This is a genomic window from Exiguobacterium sp. FD-YE-25-4 (assembly GCF_057004685.1).
Genome location: NZ_CM168041.1, coordinates 472,751 through 486,453 on the forward strand (window position 1 = coordinate 472,751; position 13,703 = coordinate 486,453).

Consider the following 13,703-nt stretch of genomic DNA (forward strand, 5'->3'; position numbering starts at 1 on the left):
GATAAGTGAAATCCGCTGATCAATGCCATCGTTAAACCGATTGTAGGCAATATAGCGATAGCAAACGCAATCCATTGCATATTTTTTCTCGTCATAGAGATCCTTCCTCATTCCTAAGTCGTGTCGACTGATCAAACAATGTTTGATGAACATCCATATTATCACTTGTTTCCCTAAATATAACAGCCCTTCTCATCGCTGAGAAGGGCTGTCGTTATTTGCTTAGGCTGACGCTTTGTCTGCGTCTTCTTGTGCTTTCAATTCTTCACCGTACGAGACGCGGTCTTGCATGCGAACGAACGGGAGGTAGACGGCTACGGCCATCGCGATTGTAACGATCTGCAAGAGCGCTGCACGCCATCCGCCGATTAAGAAACCAGAGATGATCGGTGGTGTCGTCCACGGCACTTGAAGTGCGTTGAACGGGTCGACCCAGCCCCAAAGGATTGAGAAGTACACCATGAACGATGCGATTGCAGGTACGATGACGAACGGTACGAACATGATCGGGTTGAACACGATCGGCATCCCGAAGATGACCGGCTCGTTGATGTTGAAGAGACTTGGTGCAAGCGAGAGCTTACCGAGTTGCTTCAAGTGAGCCGAACGGGCGACGATGAGTGTCGCGATGATGAAACCGATTGTGATTCCTGATCCACCGAGCTTCGTGAAGACATCGAGGAACTGAATCGTAACGATTTTCGCATTCTCACCGGCAACGAGTGTTTCACCCGCGTCGAGGAGTGCTTGGTTTTGAAGCGCGTTTGCTGTAAGGAGTGGTCCCATAATCCCCATGAGGATCGCAGCACCGTGAATTCCACACCACCACATGACTGACATGAGCACCATGATGATAACGGCTCCAGCGAGTGTGTCCGTCAAGTTTTGAAGCGGTGCTTGAAGCACGTCATAGACAACTTCTGTGAACGTACGATCGGCAACTGCTTGGAAAATCGCGAACGTCGCGACCGCAAGCGTGATGATTGCAAGACCAGGAACGAGTGCTGAGAATGAGTTCGATACGCCCGGTGGAACACCGTCAGGCATTTTAATGCTGATGCCGCGTTTGATGAACTGTGAATAAATGAATCCAACGACCAATCCGACGACGATGGCAGCGAGGACACCTTGTCCGCCTGTCCATACTTTCGGGATGACTCCGCCGACTGTTTCTCCGCCTTCAGAGAGGACAGATGCTTGCGTGATAATCAAGAACGAGATAATCCCGAGGATACCAGCTGGTACGCCTTCGATTTTTTCGTTTTTGACATACGAGTAAGCGATTCCGAATACACCGATCAAGGCGAGAATGTCGAACGTCGCACCGACGACTTGCGTGAGTGGAAGCGTCCAATCGGCTCCGAACAATCCTGACATGAAGTCAGCCCAACCTGGAATTGGGAGAGCAAGGATGAGCAAGAACAATGATCCGATGATTGTCATCGGCATTGTCAGGATGAACCCGTCCTTAATAGCAAGGACGGGCTTGGCGTTCGCGAAACGAACGAACCCTGGCGTGAATTTTTCAAATACGGTTTCTAAGCGGCTCATGGGGAACCTCCTTATAGGTTTTCAGCGCGAGTAGCGATAATGTCTTTGTACCAGTAAAACGATTTTTTCTTCTTACGAGCAAGCCCGTTGGCGTGGTCCACATAGATGAAGCCATATTGCTTCTTATATCCGTTGAGCCAGCTGAGAAGATCGATAGCCGACCAAGCATAGTAACCTGCGACGTTGACACCCTGTTCGACAGCGTGTTTCACGGCGCGGATGTGACCTTCGATGTATTCGATACGAGCATCGTCGACGATTTCGCCGTCTACGATCGGGTCGACATCACCGAGACCGTTCTCTGTGATGTAGATTTTCACATCGCCGTAACGATCTTTGAGCATGTGCATGCCGTCGAGGAACGCTTCCGGTGAGATTTCCCACGCCCATTTCGTGTACACCTTGTCATCCATCATGACCGTCTTGTAGACGCCATCGAATGATGGGTTACCTGGGCGGCCAGTCGAGTTCTCGCGGCCACCGGCCATGACGAGCGCCGAGTCATTTTTCATGACGCGTTGCGGGCTGTAGTAGTTGAGGCCGATGAAGTCGTTCATCGAAGCCGTGCGCTTCAAGAGGTCGAGTTCTTCATCTGTCATCTCAGGGAGAAGGCCTTGCTCCTCGAGTCCTTTCACGACGTACGCTGGATATTCCCCTTTCAAAATCGGGTCATAGAACCAGTGTGTCGAGTAAGCGTTCGCGTGCATTTCGGCGAACTTGTTCTCTTCGGCGTCATCGATGCTGAACGCTGGGTTGAACACGTGCGTGATGCCGATTTCACCTTCGTAACCGTTTTGTTTGAACAACTCGACGGCACGAGCGTGAGCGACGAAGACGTGGTGTGTCGTTTGGAAGTAACCTTTGACGTCGCCTTCGATACCTGGTGGGTGTGCCCCAGTCAAGTAGCCGAGCGAGCAGAAGATGACCGCTTCGTTGAACGTGATCCAGTGACGGACACGGTCGCCGAACGATTGGAAGCAAGTATCCGCGAAACGGACGAATGCGTCAACCGTCTCTGGATTTTTCCAGCCGCCTTTTTCTTCAAGTGCTTGCGGAAGATCCCAGTGGTAGAGTGTCACGAACGGGACGATGTTGTGCTTCAAGCACTCATCGATCAAGTTGTTGTAAAACTCGAGTCCTTTTTCGTTCACTTCACCGGTGCCGTTCGGGAAGACGCGCGGCCATGAGATTGAGAAGCGATATGATTCGAGTCCCATCTCTGCCATGAGCGCGATGTCTTCTTTATAGCGGTGGTAATGGTCGACTGCGACGTCGCCGTTTGTATCTTCAAATGTTTTCCCAGGAATTTTCGAGAAGACGTCCCAGTTCGAGAGTCCTTTCCCGTCCTTGTTCCATGCGCCCTCGACTTGGTAAGAAGCCGATGCGGCGCCGAACAAGAAATTGTTTGGCATTTTCAAAGTGGTCACCTCAGTTTATTTATTCGCGAGTTTCAATGCGTGGTCTAATACTTTCGTTCCGTTCATCATGCCGTAGTCGACTGTGTTGATGACGTCGATTGGAACGCCCTTCGGCTCACAGATTTGTTTGCCTTTCGCGAGCAAGTATTTGACTTGTGGTCCGAGAAGCGCGACGTCGAGGTTGTCAACGTACGTTTCCATTTCTGATTCTGGGTAAGCAGCGATTTCAGCCTCAAGGCCTCGTTCAGCGGCAACCGCTTTCATTTTTTCTACTAACATACTTGTTGACATACCTGCTGCACAGAAGAGTCCGATTTTCATCATTTTTGATCCATTCCTTTCAATTGGTTGATTTCGTTTTGCATGTTCATCATATAGCCGAGCATCTCTTTTACGAGGATCGTGTTCATTAAGTGATCTTGTGCGTGCACCATGAGAACGCCGACCGTAGCCGTTTTCCCTTGTGCCTCGAGTGTGACGAATTTCGTCTGGATAGCGTGCGCTTCTTTCAATGTCGCATCACCAGCTTTAACTGCTTCAGCCGCTTCATCTGCTTTGCCTTCTTGCATCAACAGCATTGCATGATGGTAGCTCGCTTTGGCGTCGCCTGAAAGGGCGATTAAACCGAAGATATCTTCGGGAGTAATTTCGATTGTTTCAGAAACCATAGTATCTCTCCTTTTTGTATGGATAACCAAAATTCATAGGTACAAATTCTACAAGTTGATAGTAGCACGATACCGCTTACATGTAAACCCTTTCTTTTCGTCCGAAATGTGAACATAAAAAAACGCACACGAGAACAATCTCTCGAGCGCGTTTAGGACTTGATGTTAGAGACTTTGAGCATCTTAACATGGCGGAAATGATGTGTCGAGCGCGATACGTCGAAGATTTGACCGTTCGTCAAATAGACGGTGTTGTCGACGAGGAGGGCCGGGTCGTTCTCTTTCAGTCCGAGCAGTGCCGCGTCTTCCGCGTTCAAAAAGTCGGCGTAAATGACACGGTCGGCAAAACCGATGGCGAGCTTCTGGTCGTTGCGGAAGTAGTTGTAGATCGACTTCTCGGTGATGTTCCGGTCGAGATAGACGACGAGGTCTTTTCGGAAATACGAGTCCTCGACCGAGAACGGATGGTCATCGACGAGCCGGAGACGTTTGACGTAGTAGACGGGCGTCCCGACGTTGCACTTCATCCGTTCGGCCACTTCATCGTTCGCTGTCGTCAATTCGAAATCAAGGACTTGCGTCTCGACTTTCCGTCCACTGAAGTCGCTCGTGAGACCTTGCAACTTCTCGAGGTTCACGTAATCGCTCATATAATGGTCACGGACGAAGACGCCGCTCCCTTGGACTTGATAGACGTAACCTTTGTTGACGAGAATCTCGATCGCTTTTCGAATCGTGTTGCGGCTGACGCCATACTTGTTGGCGTACTCGTCCTCGGTGAGGAGCTTGTTCGTATGTTGATAGACGTGATTCATAATGTCCGTCTCAATCTGTTCGGCGACTTGTTTATACTTTGGAGCCATCAGGGTCTGCACCTTTCACATGAAAATTTGTAGGTATGAATACGCTATCAGTATATCAGAAATTAAATCAGGGTGGCGGACAATCCTTCGGCAATTGTTGAAAAACGTCGAACGATTGTACAGAGAATCATTGAAATCTGCGAAACGAATTCAAAAGGGTTTCGTATAAAAATAGAGAAGAGTGAGGAGGAGAAGACAATGGCACAATCAGTTCGGATGGAACGGGAACGAGAATGGAAGCAACGACATACACGTATCGGTTACGCCCTATTGGCGGTCATCATTCTGGCATTCGCTTTGATGTTTTTTGAACGGGCAACGTGGGTCACCGTCCCGCTCGGCCTTGTCGGCATCGCCCTGCTCATCTCGGACGTGGCGAAATATCGGATGAGACGGATGTATCTATTCGACTCCGTAGCCCGGAAATTGCTCCGCTGGCAACTACTGTATGACGTGGTGAATACGACCGTACTCATGATTATGGTGGGTGGGTTATTGATCTTTAGTCAAGACAACATCTATTGGGGATTCGCCGTTCTGATTTGGGGAACATTCGCCGAAGTCGTGTCGCGTCGCTTGAACCGGGCGCTACAAGCCCATGATCCAATCTTACGCGCCCTCGAACTAGAGGAAGCGCGATGAGGGAACGAGTCGAGCAGGAACGGGCGTGACTTCGTTCATTCCAACAACTTATGTTGGAATCGTTGGCATTTTGCTGACGATGCGAATGGATATGAGGTGATGTGTGACGTCCCACATATAAACAGATTCGGGGGTGAGGGGATGGAACAACAATTGAAACAAGAGATACGTTGGGTGCAACGGATGCAAAAGCTGGCGGTACCAATATGGGTCACTTACGTGATTGCACTGATTGCCGTGTTGATTGTGAACAAGAACTGGTTGATTCCGCTCATGTTTTTTGTAGCGGTTCTGACCATGTATATGAGTTATCGCCAATACCGCATCATGCGTCATATTTCGAACCGCGGTGATGTCCACCGTTTATTGAAACTGAAAATGGGCGTCGATTGGATTGGGTCCATCCTCTTGGTCACTTTTTTCGCGACGTTGTTAACGGTAGAGTCGGTGGGGTTGTTTCTTGGAGTGGTCTTCGCTGTCTGGTCGATGACCGATTCGGCAAGGAATCGATTCATTCAGCAAAAAATCAACGCGTGTGATCCGACGATGCCGACTTATGATGAAGTAATCGAAAGGATGAGTTGAATGGAGTTATCACCACAATCAAAACAACAAATTGATACGATTCTTCGATTTGAAAAGTGGACCGGTTGGGGTTTTGGCATCCTGGCTGTTTCTGCAATCGTTGGGATGCTCGTTTACGCATCGTACTGGGAGATGCCCGATTCGTTCTTTCTATTGTTCTTAGTAGCGATTTTCGCTATGTTGATTAGCATCGAAACGACTCGATTCCTCATGTGGCTCCGGTTCGTGAAAAACGAAAAAGCACGAAAGCTGCTTACGCTGCGGTACACGGTTTATTTGATTGGGTTTAGCGCAATCGGATACTACGGGGTCGTCGTATTTTATGAGACGACACAACCACAAACGTTCCAGGCATTCTTGTTGTCGCAAGCCTTTTTCTGGGGAGCTGCCTTTTTGGGAAGATGGCTCGACCGTATCATCCAAAAGCACGACGGTCATTATTTAACGGGAGAGGATTTAAAACTGATTCGGGAAGCCCGTGAGATCGAGAAGGAACGAAAACATGGATAAGCGCAGCCAAATGCGAGAATTGACGGCGTTCGATCAGAGAAAGCATTCCACACAAGTGTTCTTGTCAGCGGTGTTGGCCGCACTTCTATCTTTCTCATTAGAGTATAATTGGCTCTCACCAATGACAGTCATATTTCTCAGTGTCGCAGCGGGTCTTCCTGATTTTCGTAAGATGTGGCAACGCGAGAACATCAAAAAGCAGTTTTTGAAGTCGGATGCAGCAAAGCGGCTCATCCATCTTAACTCCATCTTTGGACTCGTGACGCTACCCTTCTTCCTAGTGTGGGTTTACGCATTGCTCACGGATTTGATTACACTCCAAACGTTCGCTTTGATTGGGCTAGGAGCATACGTGCTCGCTATTCTTGAGCATCGTCTGTACGAGCGTCACATGGCTCAGCTCGACGATCACTACGTCACGGAAGCCGAATTGAGAGAAGAGCAAAAGTGGGGGAGCGCTTAGGCGCTTCCTTTTACATGTTGAAGGGGGAACAATTGATGAAGCGGAAGGTATGGATCATTTCAGGTCCGGCTGGTGTCGGAAAGTCGACGACGGCGAGACGGCTCGCTCAAGACATGGAGAAGAGTGCATATGTGTCTGGTGACGACATCAGTCATATGACGGTGTCCGGTCGTGAAAGGCCATGGGAATCGGAGCGGGCGAACGACCTGGTATGGAAGAACATCGTATCTTTAACCAATAATTTTCTTGAGGCAAGCTATGACGTCGTCGTGGATTGGGTCGCGTTTTGGAAAGATGTGAAGCGCTACACGGCGCACTGGATTGAACAAGGTATTGAAGTGCGCTACGTCATCTTATGGGCGGAGCAAGACGTTCACGTCCAACGTGATCAACACCGGCCGAGCGATGCGCAGATGGGGGAGCGGGTCATCCTATTGCGGAACGAGTTTTTAAGTTCGGGTGCACCGGACCGTTACTATTTATTAGACAACACGGTCGGTGAGTTGAGCGAGACGATTCAACAGCTTCAAGAAAGCGAACAATTCGTGCTGACAGATTTGCAACAAAGTGGAGCCAGTACATGAGGATTGCAACGTTCAACCTCTGGAACAATCCGACATTATGGTTGGAGCGGATCGAGTCCATCTGTGCCACAGTGAAGATGATTGACGCCGATGTGCTGGCGTTTCAAGAAGTCAAAACGCATGTGGAAGGGGAGCAAGGCATCAGTGTGGCCGAGCAGATTGCCAACGAAACGGGCTATCCGTTTTGCGTATTTCTCGCCTATCCGGACTCACCCGATGAAGGGCTCGCTGTCTTAAGTAATATTCCGCTCGATACGAATGATGCGATTTGGCACCACGAGGTAGAAGAAGCGAACTACTGTGCGATGCGGGTGACGTTTCAAGCAGGAGGTCACGCGTTCGGATTGACGAACGTCCATCTGAATTGGAGGTCGCCGGTCATTCGGGAAGCGCAAGTGCAGGCGGTCCGCGAGTGGATCGGTGAGGGAGAACGTTACGAGCTGCTATGTGGTGACTTCAATGACAATCCGCAGTCGGAGATTTATCGTGATTTGACCGCACATCGTTGGATTGATGTCGCCACATGTCATCGTGGAGGGGATGAGCCGACGCTGGATTATGGACACAATCCGTATTTGAAGCAGGATTCTTTGCAGAAACAACCAGCACGCTACGATTGGATGTTATTGCGTCACGACGAAGGGGAGGTCCCGCTCATCTCGAGCGTGGACGTGTTTGGGAAGACGTCCGATTCGATCACCGACGTGCTGCCGAGTGATCATTATGGGGTCCTACTCGACATCGACATCTCTTAAAAAAGGGGGAACGCTTAGGCGCTCCCCTTTTTTCATTTAAACGTACGGATGACGAAGTAGAGGCAGATGAGGAACGGAATCAAGAAGAAACTCCCAATCCACTCGCCTTGTCCGAATAGAAGCCAAGCGAAGAGCTGAAACGATAAGACACCGCCGGCAGCAAGTCCGGCAAAGCGATACGCTTTCGGGCGAAGCGACGGGTCATCCCACCATTCTTTAAAGAACGGGAAGCTGAACAAGAGCGCGAGCGCCAAGAAAAAGGCGGCCGGAAACACGAGGAAATCCCCAACTTCACTCTGTCCTTCGATTTGTAGCCATTTCGATGCGGTCGATAAGATAATACCGATGACGAGAAAGACGATATTCATAGCCATTCCTCCACTTCATCTAGTAGATACCTTTATCATGCCCGAACGAGCTCGCCGCGACAAGTGTGTTAAAAAAGTAGCTTTTTAGTGAAAGTGGTGACTTTTACATGAACAGTAAAAAAGTATCGGATTTTGTTGTGACATAAACACTTTCGGATTCAATCGAGACCGGCTAGCATGAAAGGGTATCTGGAGAAACGGCCAGCTATGAAGGAAAAGCGCCAGAACTCTAAGGAGTTGACGAGGTTGGGGGTTATCGAGTTTTCGGCGGATGCCTCCTAGTCGCCTGTCACGACTAAAAGTGTTCTTTTAAAACGTTCGGGTGACCGGACGGACAACGAGGAACACGTTGACAGCACTCTAAAAAGCCCGTTTCCTTTTTCGAGAAATCGAATATAGAGGAGATTTTTGTATGTGTGGAATTGTAGGAATGATTGGTCAAGTCGGAACGAAAGAGATTTTATTAAAAGGGTTGGAAAAGCTCGAGTATCGGGGCTACGACTCAGCCGGAATCGCGCTCGTCGGTGATGATGTCCATGTGTTCAAAGAAGTCGGCCGCATCGCCGCACTTCGTGACATCGTACCGGTCGAAGCGGAAGGCGCCATCGGGATTGGCCATACACGTTGGGCGACACACGGCGTGCCGAGCGTCCCGAACGCCCACCCGCACCAGAGCACGACGGGCCGCTTCACGCTCGTCCACAACGGTGTCATCGAGAACGACGAACAGATCAAGGCGACGCTCGACGTGCCGTTTCTCTCGGAGACGGACACGGAAGTTATCGTCCAGTTGATGGAGAAGAACTTCGTCGTGCTAAATGACGTCGAGGCGGCGTTCCGCAAGACGTTGGCTGAGCTCCACGGCTCGTACGCGATCGCGATGATCGACTCGGAAGATAAAGAACGCCTCTATATCGGCAAGAACAAGTCGCCGCTCCTCGTCGGACTCGGCGACGGCACGTTCAACGTCGTGGCGTCTGACGCGATGGCGATGCTCCAAGTGACGGACCAGTACCTCGAGCTCCACGACGGCGAGATCGTCATCTTGACGCGCGAATCGGCGACGATCAAGACACTCGACGGCGAGGTCCTCGAACGTGCCCCGTACACGGCTGAGATCGATGCGTCAGACATCGAGAAAGGCACGTACGCGCACTACATGTTGAAAGAGATGGACGAGCAACCGGCCGTCATCCGCAACATCATCCAGCACTACCAGAACGACGCCGGTGACATCGAGCTCACGGAAGGCGTGCGCTCGCTCGTCTCGGAAGCGGACCGCATCTATATCGTCGCCTGTGGCACGAGCTATAACGCTGGGCTCGTTGGAAAAGACATCCTTGAGCGGATTGCCGGCATCCCGACCGAGGTCCACGTCTCGTCAGAGTTCGGCTACAATATGCCGCTCTTAAGTTCACGTCCGCTCTTCGTCTTCTTGTCACAGTCTGGAGAGACGGCTGACAGCCGGGCCGTCCTCGTTGAAGTGAAGAAGCGCGGCTACAAGGCACTCACGATGACGAACGTGCCAGGATCGACACTCTCGCGTGAAGCGAACGAGACGATGCTCCTCCACGCCGGCCCGGAGATCGCGGTCGCGTCGACGAAAGCGTACACGGCCCAAATCGCCGTGCTCGCGATCCTTGCCTACGACATCGCTCGCGCGAACGGGAAAGAGTTGCCGTTCGAGTTGATGCCGGAACTCGCGCGCGTCGCGACGATCATGGACTCGATCATGTCGCAAAAAGAACTGTTTGAAGATTTGTCGGACCGTTACTTGAAGACGACGCCGAACACGTTCTTCATCGGACGTGGCCTCGATGCGTCGGTCTGTCTCGAAGGCGCGCTCAAAGTAAAAGAGATCTCGTATATCCAAGCGGAAGGCTACCCGGGTGGCGAACTCAAGCACGGTTCGATCGCCTTGATTGAAGACGGCACACCGGTCATCGCACTCATCTCGCAACCGAAGACGAACTTGAACATCCGCGGCAACGTCAAAGAAGTCGTCGCCCGTGGTGCGAACGCGTGTATCATCTCGATGCAAGGGGTCGAGCACGAGAACGATGAGTTCATCTTGCCGCACGTCGAACCGATTCTCGCCCCGCTCATCACGGTGCTACCGGTTCAACTCATGGCCTATTACGCCGCGCTCGCACGTGGCTGTGACGTCGATAAGCCGCGTAACTTGGCGAAATCGGTGACGGTTGAATAATTTTAAAAAATAATGCTTACGAAGCAGGCCTCCAACTTGCTACACTATGACAATCAGTTTGTAGAGATATTGGTCATAGACCGAAAATATATGTCGCAAGATACGTCTACCCTCTGAAATCATATGTTGTATGGAGGCTTACTTATGTACCAAGAAGACCGATTACCTCAAAGTCCAAAAGAAGGCGTCTTGTTCATGCTGATCATTTCGATTTTGTCCGTGAACACGATCGCGCCGATCATCGTCGGGATGGAACGCGGCTTTAGTGTCGCCCATTATATCGACACGCTCAAAATCATCCCGTTCGCCTGGATCGCGCTCATGATTTTGATTCGCTTCATCGTCAAACCGGCAGCCGGGATACTGTTCAAACGATTTGCCGGATAAATGGACGGCTTTAACGCCCGAATCTTATTGAACATCGTGTTGAACGTCTCCATGATCTCATTGTTTATGACAATCATCGGACCGTGGATCGGGATGGGGGAGATCAACTTTGATACGTTGCAATACTTCTTCCCGACGTGGTTCCGTAATTTTGGTATCGCGTTCTGGATTGAGTTATTGTTCGCCCAACCGATTGCCCGTGCCGTCATGAAGTCGATTCATGCACGGAATCGCTTGAAGGCCGCCTAACTTTAGACACAGCATCTTTCCGATTGAGGAAAGGTGCTTTTTACTTCTTGCCGATATCTTTGCCAACAAGCAAAATAGTAGGTGAAGTAAGCGGTTGCATCGTATGGTTAGATAAAGATAAGCGATGAAAGAAGGTCTGACATGAACGTATATATTGCCTGTCCATGCGGGTTCGTCACGAGCGCGATGGCGGCGAAGCTGTTTGCTGAAGCGTGTTCGGGAAAATTATCGTGTGTGATTCAACACGGCACGTATCAAGACATCCCGGAAGACGTGGATTGGATTATCTATCAAGCCGGGACTGAGACGGTCGATCATCCGACCGCGCACGTTCGCTCGGTCAGACACATGTTATCGCTCACGGAATATCGACAACTCGTCGAGGAATGGGTGAATGGATATGAAACATGAGTGGAGCGCCCGAGAGCGCTCGATTTTACTACATCTATTGGCAACGGAGACATCGACACCGCTCGCGGAGATCGCGCAAGCGGTCAATTTGTCTGAGCGGACGATTCAACGGGAGCGTCAACTGCTCGAGGGCATCTTGCGCGAATTCGAGTTAGAACTCGCTTGGCAGCGCGGGCACGGCCTCAGTCTCATCGGGCGTTCCGACGCGAAACAGCAACTACGGGAAGATTTGATTTTGTCGGCCGAGGCGATTCCGACGGCGGAAGACCGCATCTTCGAACTCGCCTGGCGGCTTCTGTTTGAAAAAGACACGCTCAAACTGCAGGCAGTCGCGAAACAGATGCACGTCTCCCCGAGTACGCTCACACAAGACTTGGAGAAACTCGATCGTTGGTTCGACGAGTACCACCTTGAAGTCGAGCGGAAGAAAGGGGTCGGCGCGCGGGTGCTCGGCCTCGAAGCCGAGAAACGGAAGCTGATGATCAATGCGCTGCTTGCTCATTGGGACACGCTCGCGTTCTATCGCTTTGTCCGCGGGGAGGATGACTACATCCCGACCTTTTTGAAGACCGTCCCGTGTGACGTCATGCTCGAGGCGCTTCGTGACGGTTATGACTATTTGAAGGAACATCCGTATGAGCGGATGGACGATCGGACCATCATGCGGGTGACGTTCGCCTATGGCGTGCAACAAGCCCGTCTGGACGCCGGCTTCTTCCTCGAGATGTATACGAAAGGCCGTTCCGACGAGTACTTGAAAGTCGCGTCTGATATGGAGACGGCCCTCGGGACGCCGTTCTCGATGGCGGAGCGGGTCTGGTTCGCTGAAGAAGCGAACCGGCTCCGGTCGTTGAAGGAACAGATGAAAGAAGATGAGGAAGAACGTTGGGTCATGCAGATCCGCGTCCATAAGCTCATCCATCACGTTTCACTGATCCACGGATTCGCCTTCACGGACGACGCCGCGCTCGAAAAAGGACTGCTGGCCCATATCTTATCGAGTATGAACACCCACGCCCTTCCGGATACGGACACGGTCCGTCCGCACATCGACCGTGACTATCCACATTTACGCTCGGCGATTCAACAGGCGGCCGATATCGTCTTCGGGACAAACACGTTCACGGAAGAAGAGACCGTGTTTTGGGCGATGCATTTCGCCGCCGCGCTCGTCAAACCGGTCCGGCGCCGGGAATATCGAGCCCTTGTTGTCTGTTCGGCCGGTCTCGGCTCCTCGAAGATGCTCGTCAACCGGGTCAAACAAGAGTTTCCAGAGATGCAGGACGTCGTCAACTCGTCGTTGTTCGGTCTCGAACAGCATCGACTCGACGACTATGACGTCATCTTGTCGACCGTGCCGTTGCCGCCGTTATCGGTGCCGACGCTCATCGTCAACCCGCTGTTGACGAACGAAGAAGTACAACGCGTCCGCCACTTGTTGTTATCGCTCCCACAGTCGTTCCAAACGAAAGAGAAGAGCCACTCGACGATGCTCGACTTCAATGAACTCGGTGCTCTCGTCGAGACGTTCGAACGGATGGACCGGCAGTTCGATCTCGTCACGCTCGATAATAGCGACCGACTGGAAGACATCTTGCTCGATATCGGGACGCATCTAGAAGAACGTGGACTCGTCCAAAGCGGCATCCAGTTATCGGCCCAACTGCTCCGGCGTCACGAAGTGGCCGGGCTCGGGATTCCGGGAACGAAACTGGCCTTGTTCCATGGGCGTCACGCCTCGATCGAACGGGCGAGCGTATTCGCTTTCGACTTGAATCAATCGATCCCGCTCCTCATGATGGACCAATCGACCGAACCGGTATCGCGTCTGCTCGTCCTGCTCGCACCGGAAGAGGCAGCGGACGTCGAACTCCAGTTCCTCAGTGCCGTCAGCGGATCATTGATTGAGAGCGAACAACATATGAACTTATACAGTAACGGTTCAAAGAAAGAACTGCGTCTCTTGCTTCATGAATGTATGAAGAAAATGATTCAAGACACGCTGCACGAGAAATGACCCGCCGTGGTCATTTTTTTATT

At 51.3% G+C, this 13,703-nt stretch carries 17 protein-coding genes; 11 read left to right on the plus strand and 6 right to left on the minus strand.

The window, feature by feature from the left end; genetic code table 11:
• Nucleotides 1-222: 222 nt before the first annotated feature.
• From AC13H5_RS02480 to AC13H5_RS02500, 5 genes are all read right to left on the minus strand, one after another.
• Nucleotides 223-1,551: a PTS sugar transporter subunit IIC gene (locus AC13H5_RS02480; protein WP_408584672.1), complete on the minus strand. Its 1,329-nt coding sequence runs from the start codon at nt 1,549-1,551 to the stop codon at nt 223-225.
• Nucleotides 1,552-1,562: 11 nt separating this feature from the next.
• Nucleotides 1,563-2,969 carry a GH1 family beta-glucosidase gene (locus tag AC13H5_RS02485; RefSeq protein ID WP_483546251.1) on the minus strand — a complete coding sequence of 469 codons (1,407 nt, stop codon included), beginning with the start codon at nt 2,967-2,969 and terminating at the stop codon, nt 1,563-1,565.
• Between the two features lie 15 nt (nt 2,970-2,984).
• A complete protein-coding gene (locus AC13H5_RS02490; protein WP_021065302.1) occupies nt 2,985-3,293 on the minus strand; it encodes a PTS sugar transporter subunit IIB in 309 nt (102 codons plus the stop codon).
• A complete protein-coding gene (locus AC13H5_RS02495) occupies nt 3,290-3,637 on the minus strand; it encodes a PTS lactose/cellobiose transporter subunit IIA (RefSeq protein ID WP_034781561.1) in 348 nt (115 codons plus the stop codon). Before AC13H5_RS02495 ends, AC13H5_RS02490 begins: the two co-directional genes overlap by 4 nt.
• A gap of 152 nt (nt 3,638-3,789) precedes the next feature.
• Nucleotides 3,790-4,500, minus strand: a complete 711-nt coding sequence (locus tag AC13H5_RS02500) for a GntR family transcriptional regulator (RefSeq protein ID WP_483546252.1) — start codon at nt 4,498-4,500, stop codon at nt 3,790-3,792.
• 198 nt (nt 4,501-4,698) lie between these two features.
• Between AC13H5_RS02500 and AC13H5_RS02505 the strand changes: the two genes are divergently transcribed.
• From AC13H5_RS02505 to AC13H5_RS02530, 6 genes are all read left to right on the plus strand, one after another.
• Nucleotides 4,699-5,142, plus strand: a complete 444-nt coding sequence (locus AC13H5_RS02505) for a hypothetical protein (RefSeq protein ID WP_483546253.1) — start codon at nt 4,699-4,701, stop codon at nt 5,140-5,142.
• A 141-nt stretch (nt 5,143-5,283) separates the two neighbouring features.
• Nucleotides 5,284-5,727, plus strand: a complete 444-nt coding sequence (locus AC13H5_RS02510) for a hypothetical protein (RefSeq protein WP_483546254.1) — start codon at nt 5,284-5,286, stop codon at nt 5,725-5,727.
• A complete protein-coding gene (locus AC13H5_RS02515; protein ID WP_214754564.1) occupies nt 5,728-6,237 on the plus strand; it encodes a hypothetical protein in 510 nt (169 codons plus the stop codon).
• A complete protein-coding gene (locus AC13H5_RS02520) occupies nt 6,230-6,700 on the plus strand; it encodes a hypothetical protein (RefSeq protein ID WP_483546255.1) in 471 nt (156 codons plus the stop codon). The genes AC13H5_RS02515 and AC13H5_RS02520 overlap by 8 nt, the downstream gene beginning before the upstream one ends.
• A gap of 35 nt (nt 6,701-6,735) precedes the next feature.
• Nucleotides 6,736-7,284, plus strand: a complete 549-nt coding sequence (locus tag AC13H5_RS02525) for a P-loop nucleotide/nucleoside kinase family protein (RefSeq protein ID WP_483546256.1) — start codon at nt 6,736-6,738, stop codon at nt 7,282-7,284.
• Nucleotides 7,281-8,039 carry an endonuclease/exonuclease/phosphatase family protein gene (locus AC13H5_RS02530; protein ID WP_483546257.1) on the plus strand — a complete coding sequence of 253 codons (759 nt, stop codon included), beginning with the start codon at nt 7,281-7,283 and terminating at the stop codon, nt 8,037-8,039. The genes AC13H5_RS02525 and AC13H5_RS02530 overlap by 4 nt, the downstream gene beginning before the upstream one ends.
• A 32-nt stretch (nt 8,040-8,071) precedes the next feature.
• Here the strand turns inward: AC13H5_RS02530 and AC13H5_RS02535 are convergent, their stop codons facing one another.
• Complete coding sequence (locus AC13H5_RS02535; protein ID WP_214824504.1) at nt 8,072-8,407, minus strand: hypothetical protein; 336 nt, start codon at nt 8,405-8,407, stop codon at nt 8,072-8,074.
• Nucleotides 8,408-8,819: 412 nt separating this feature from the next.
• Between AC13H5_RS02535 and glmS the strand changes: the two genes are divergently transcribed.
• From glmS to AC13H5_RS02560, 5 genes are all read left to right on the plus strand, one after another.
• Nucleotides 8,820-10,616, plus strand: a complete 1,797-nt coding sequence (glmS, locus tag AC13H5_RS02540; protein ID WP_483546258.1) for a glutamine--fructose-6-phosphate transaminase (isomerizing) — start codon at nt 8,820-8,822, stop codon at nt 10,614-10,616.
• Nucleotides 10,617-10,760: 144 nt separating this feature from the next.
• On the plus strand, nt 10,761-11,003 hold the full coding sequence (locus AC13H5_RS02545; RefSeq protein WP_483546259.1) for a hypothetical protein: 243 nt from the start codon (nt 10,761-10,763) through the stop codon (nt 11,001-11,003).
• The gene (locus AC13H5_RS02550) at nt 11,004-11,252 is read left to right on the plus strand and encodes a DUF2798 domain-containing protein (protein ID WP_483546260.1); all 249 of its coding nucleotides are present in this window, start codon (nt 11,004-11,006) and stop codon (nt 11,250-11,252) included.
• A gap of 141 nt (nt 11,253-11,393) precedes the next feature.
• On the plus strand, nt 11,394-11,663 hold the full coding sequence (locus tag AC13H5_RS02555; protein WP_483546261.1) for a hypothetical protein: 270 nt from the start codon (nt 11,394-11,396) through the stop codon (nt 11,661-11,663).
• Nucleotides 11,653-13,680 carry a BglG family transcription antiterminator gene (locus tag AC13H5_RS02560; RefSeq protein WP_215190727.1) on the plus strand — a complete coding sequence of 676 codons (2,028 nt, stop codon included), beginning with the start codon at nt 11,653-11,655 and terminating at the stop codon, nt 13,678-13,680. Before AC13H5_RS02555 ends, AC13H5_RS02560 begins: the two co-directional genes overlap by 11 nt.
• The last annotated feature ends 23 nt before the right edge of the window (nt 13,681-13,703 follow it).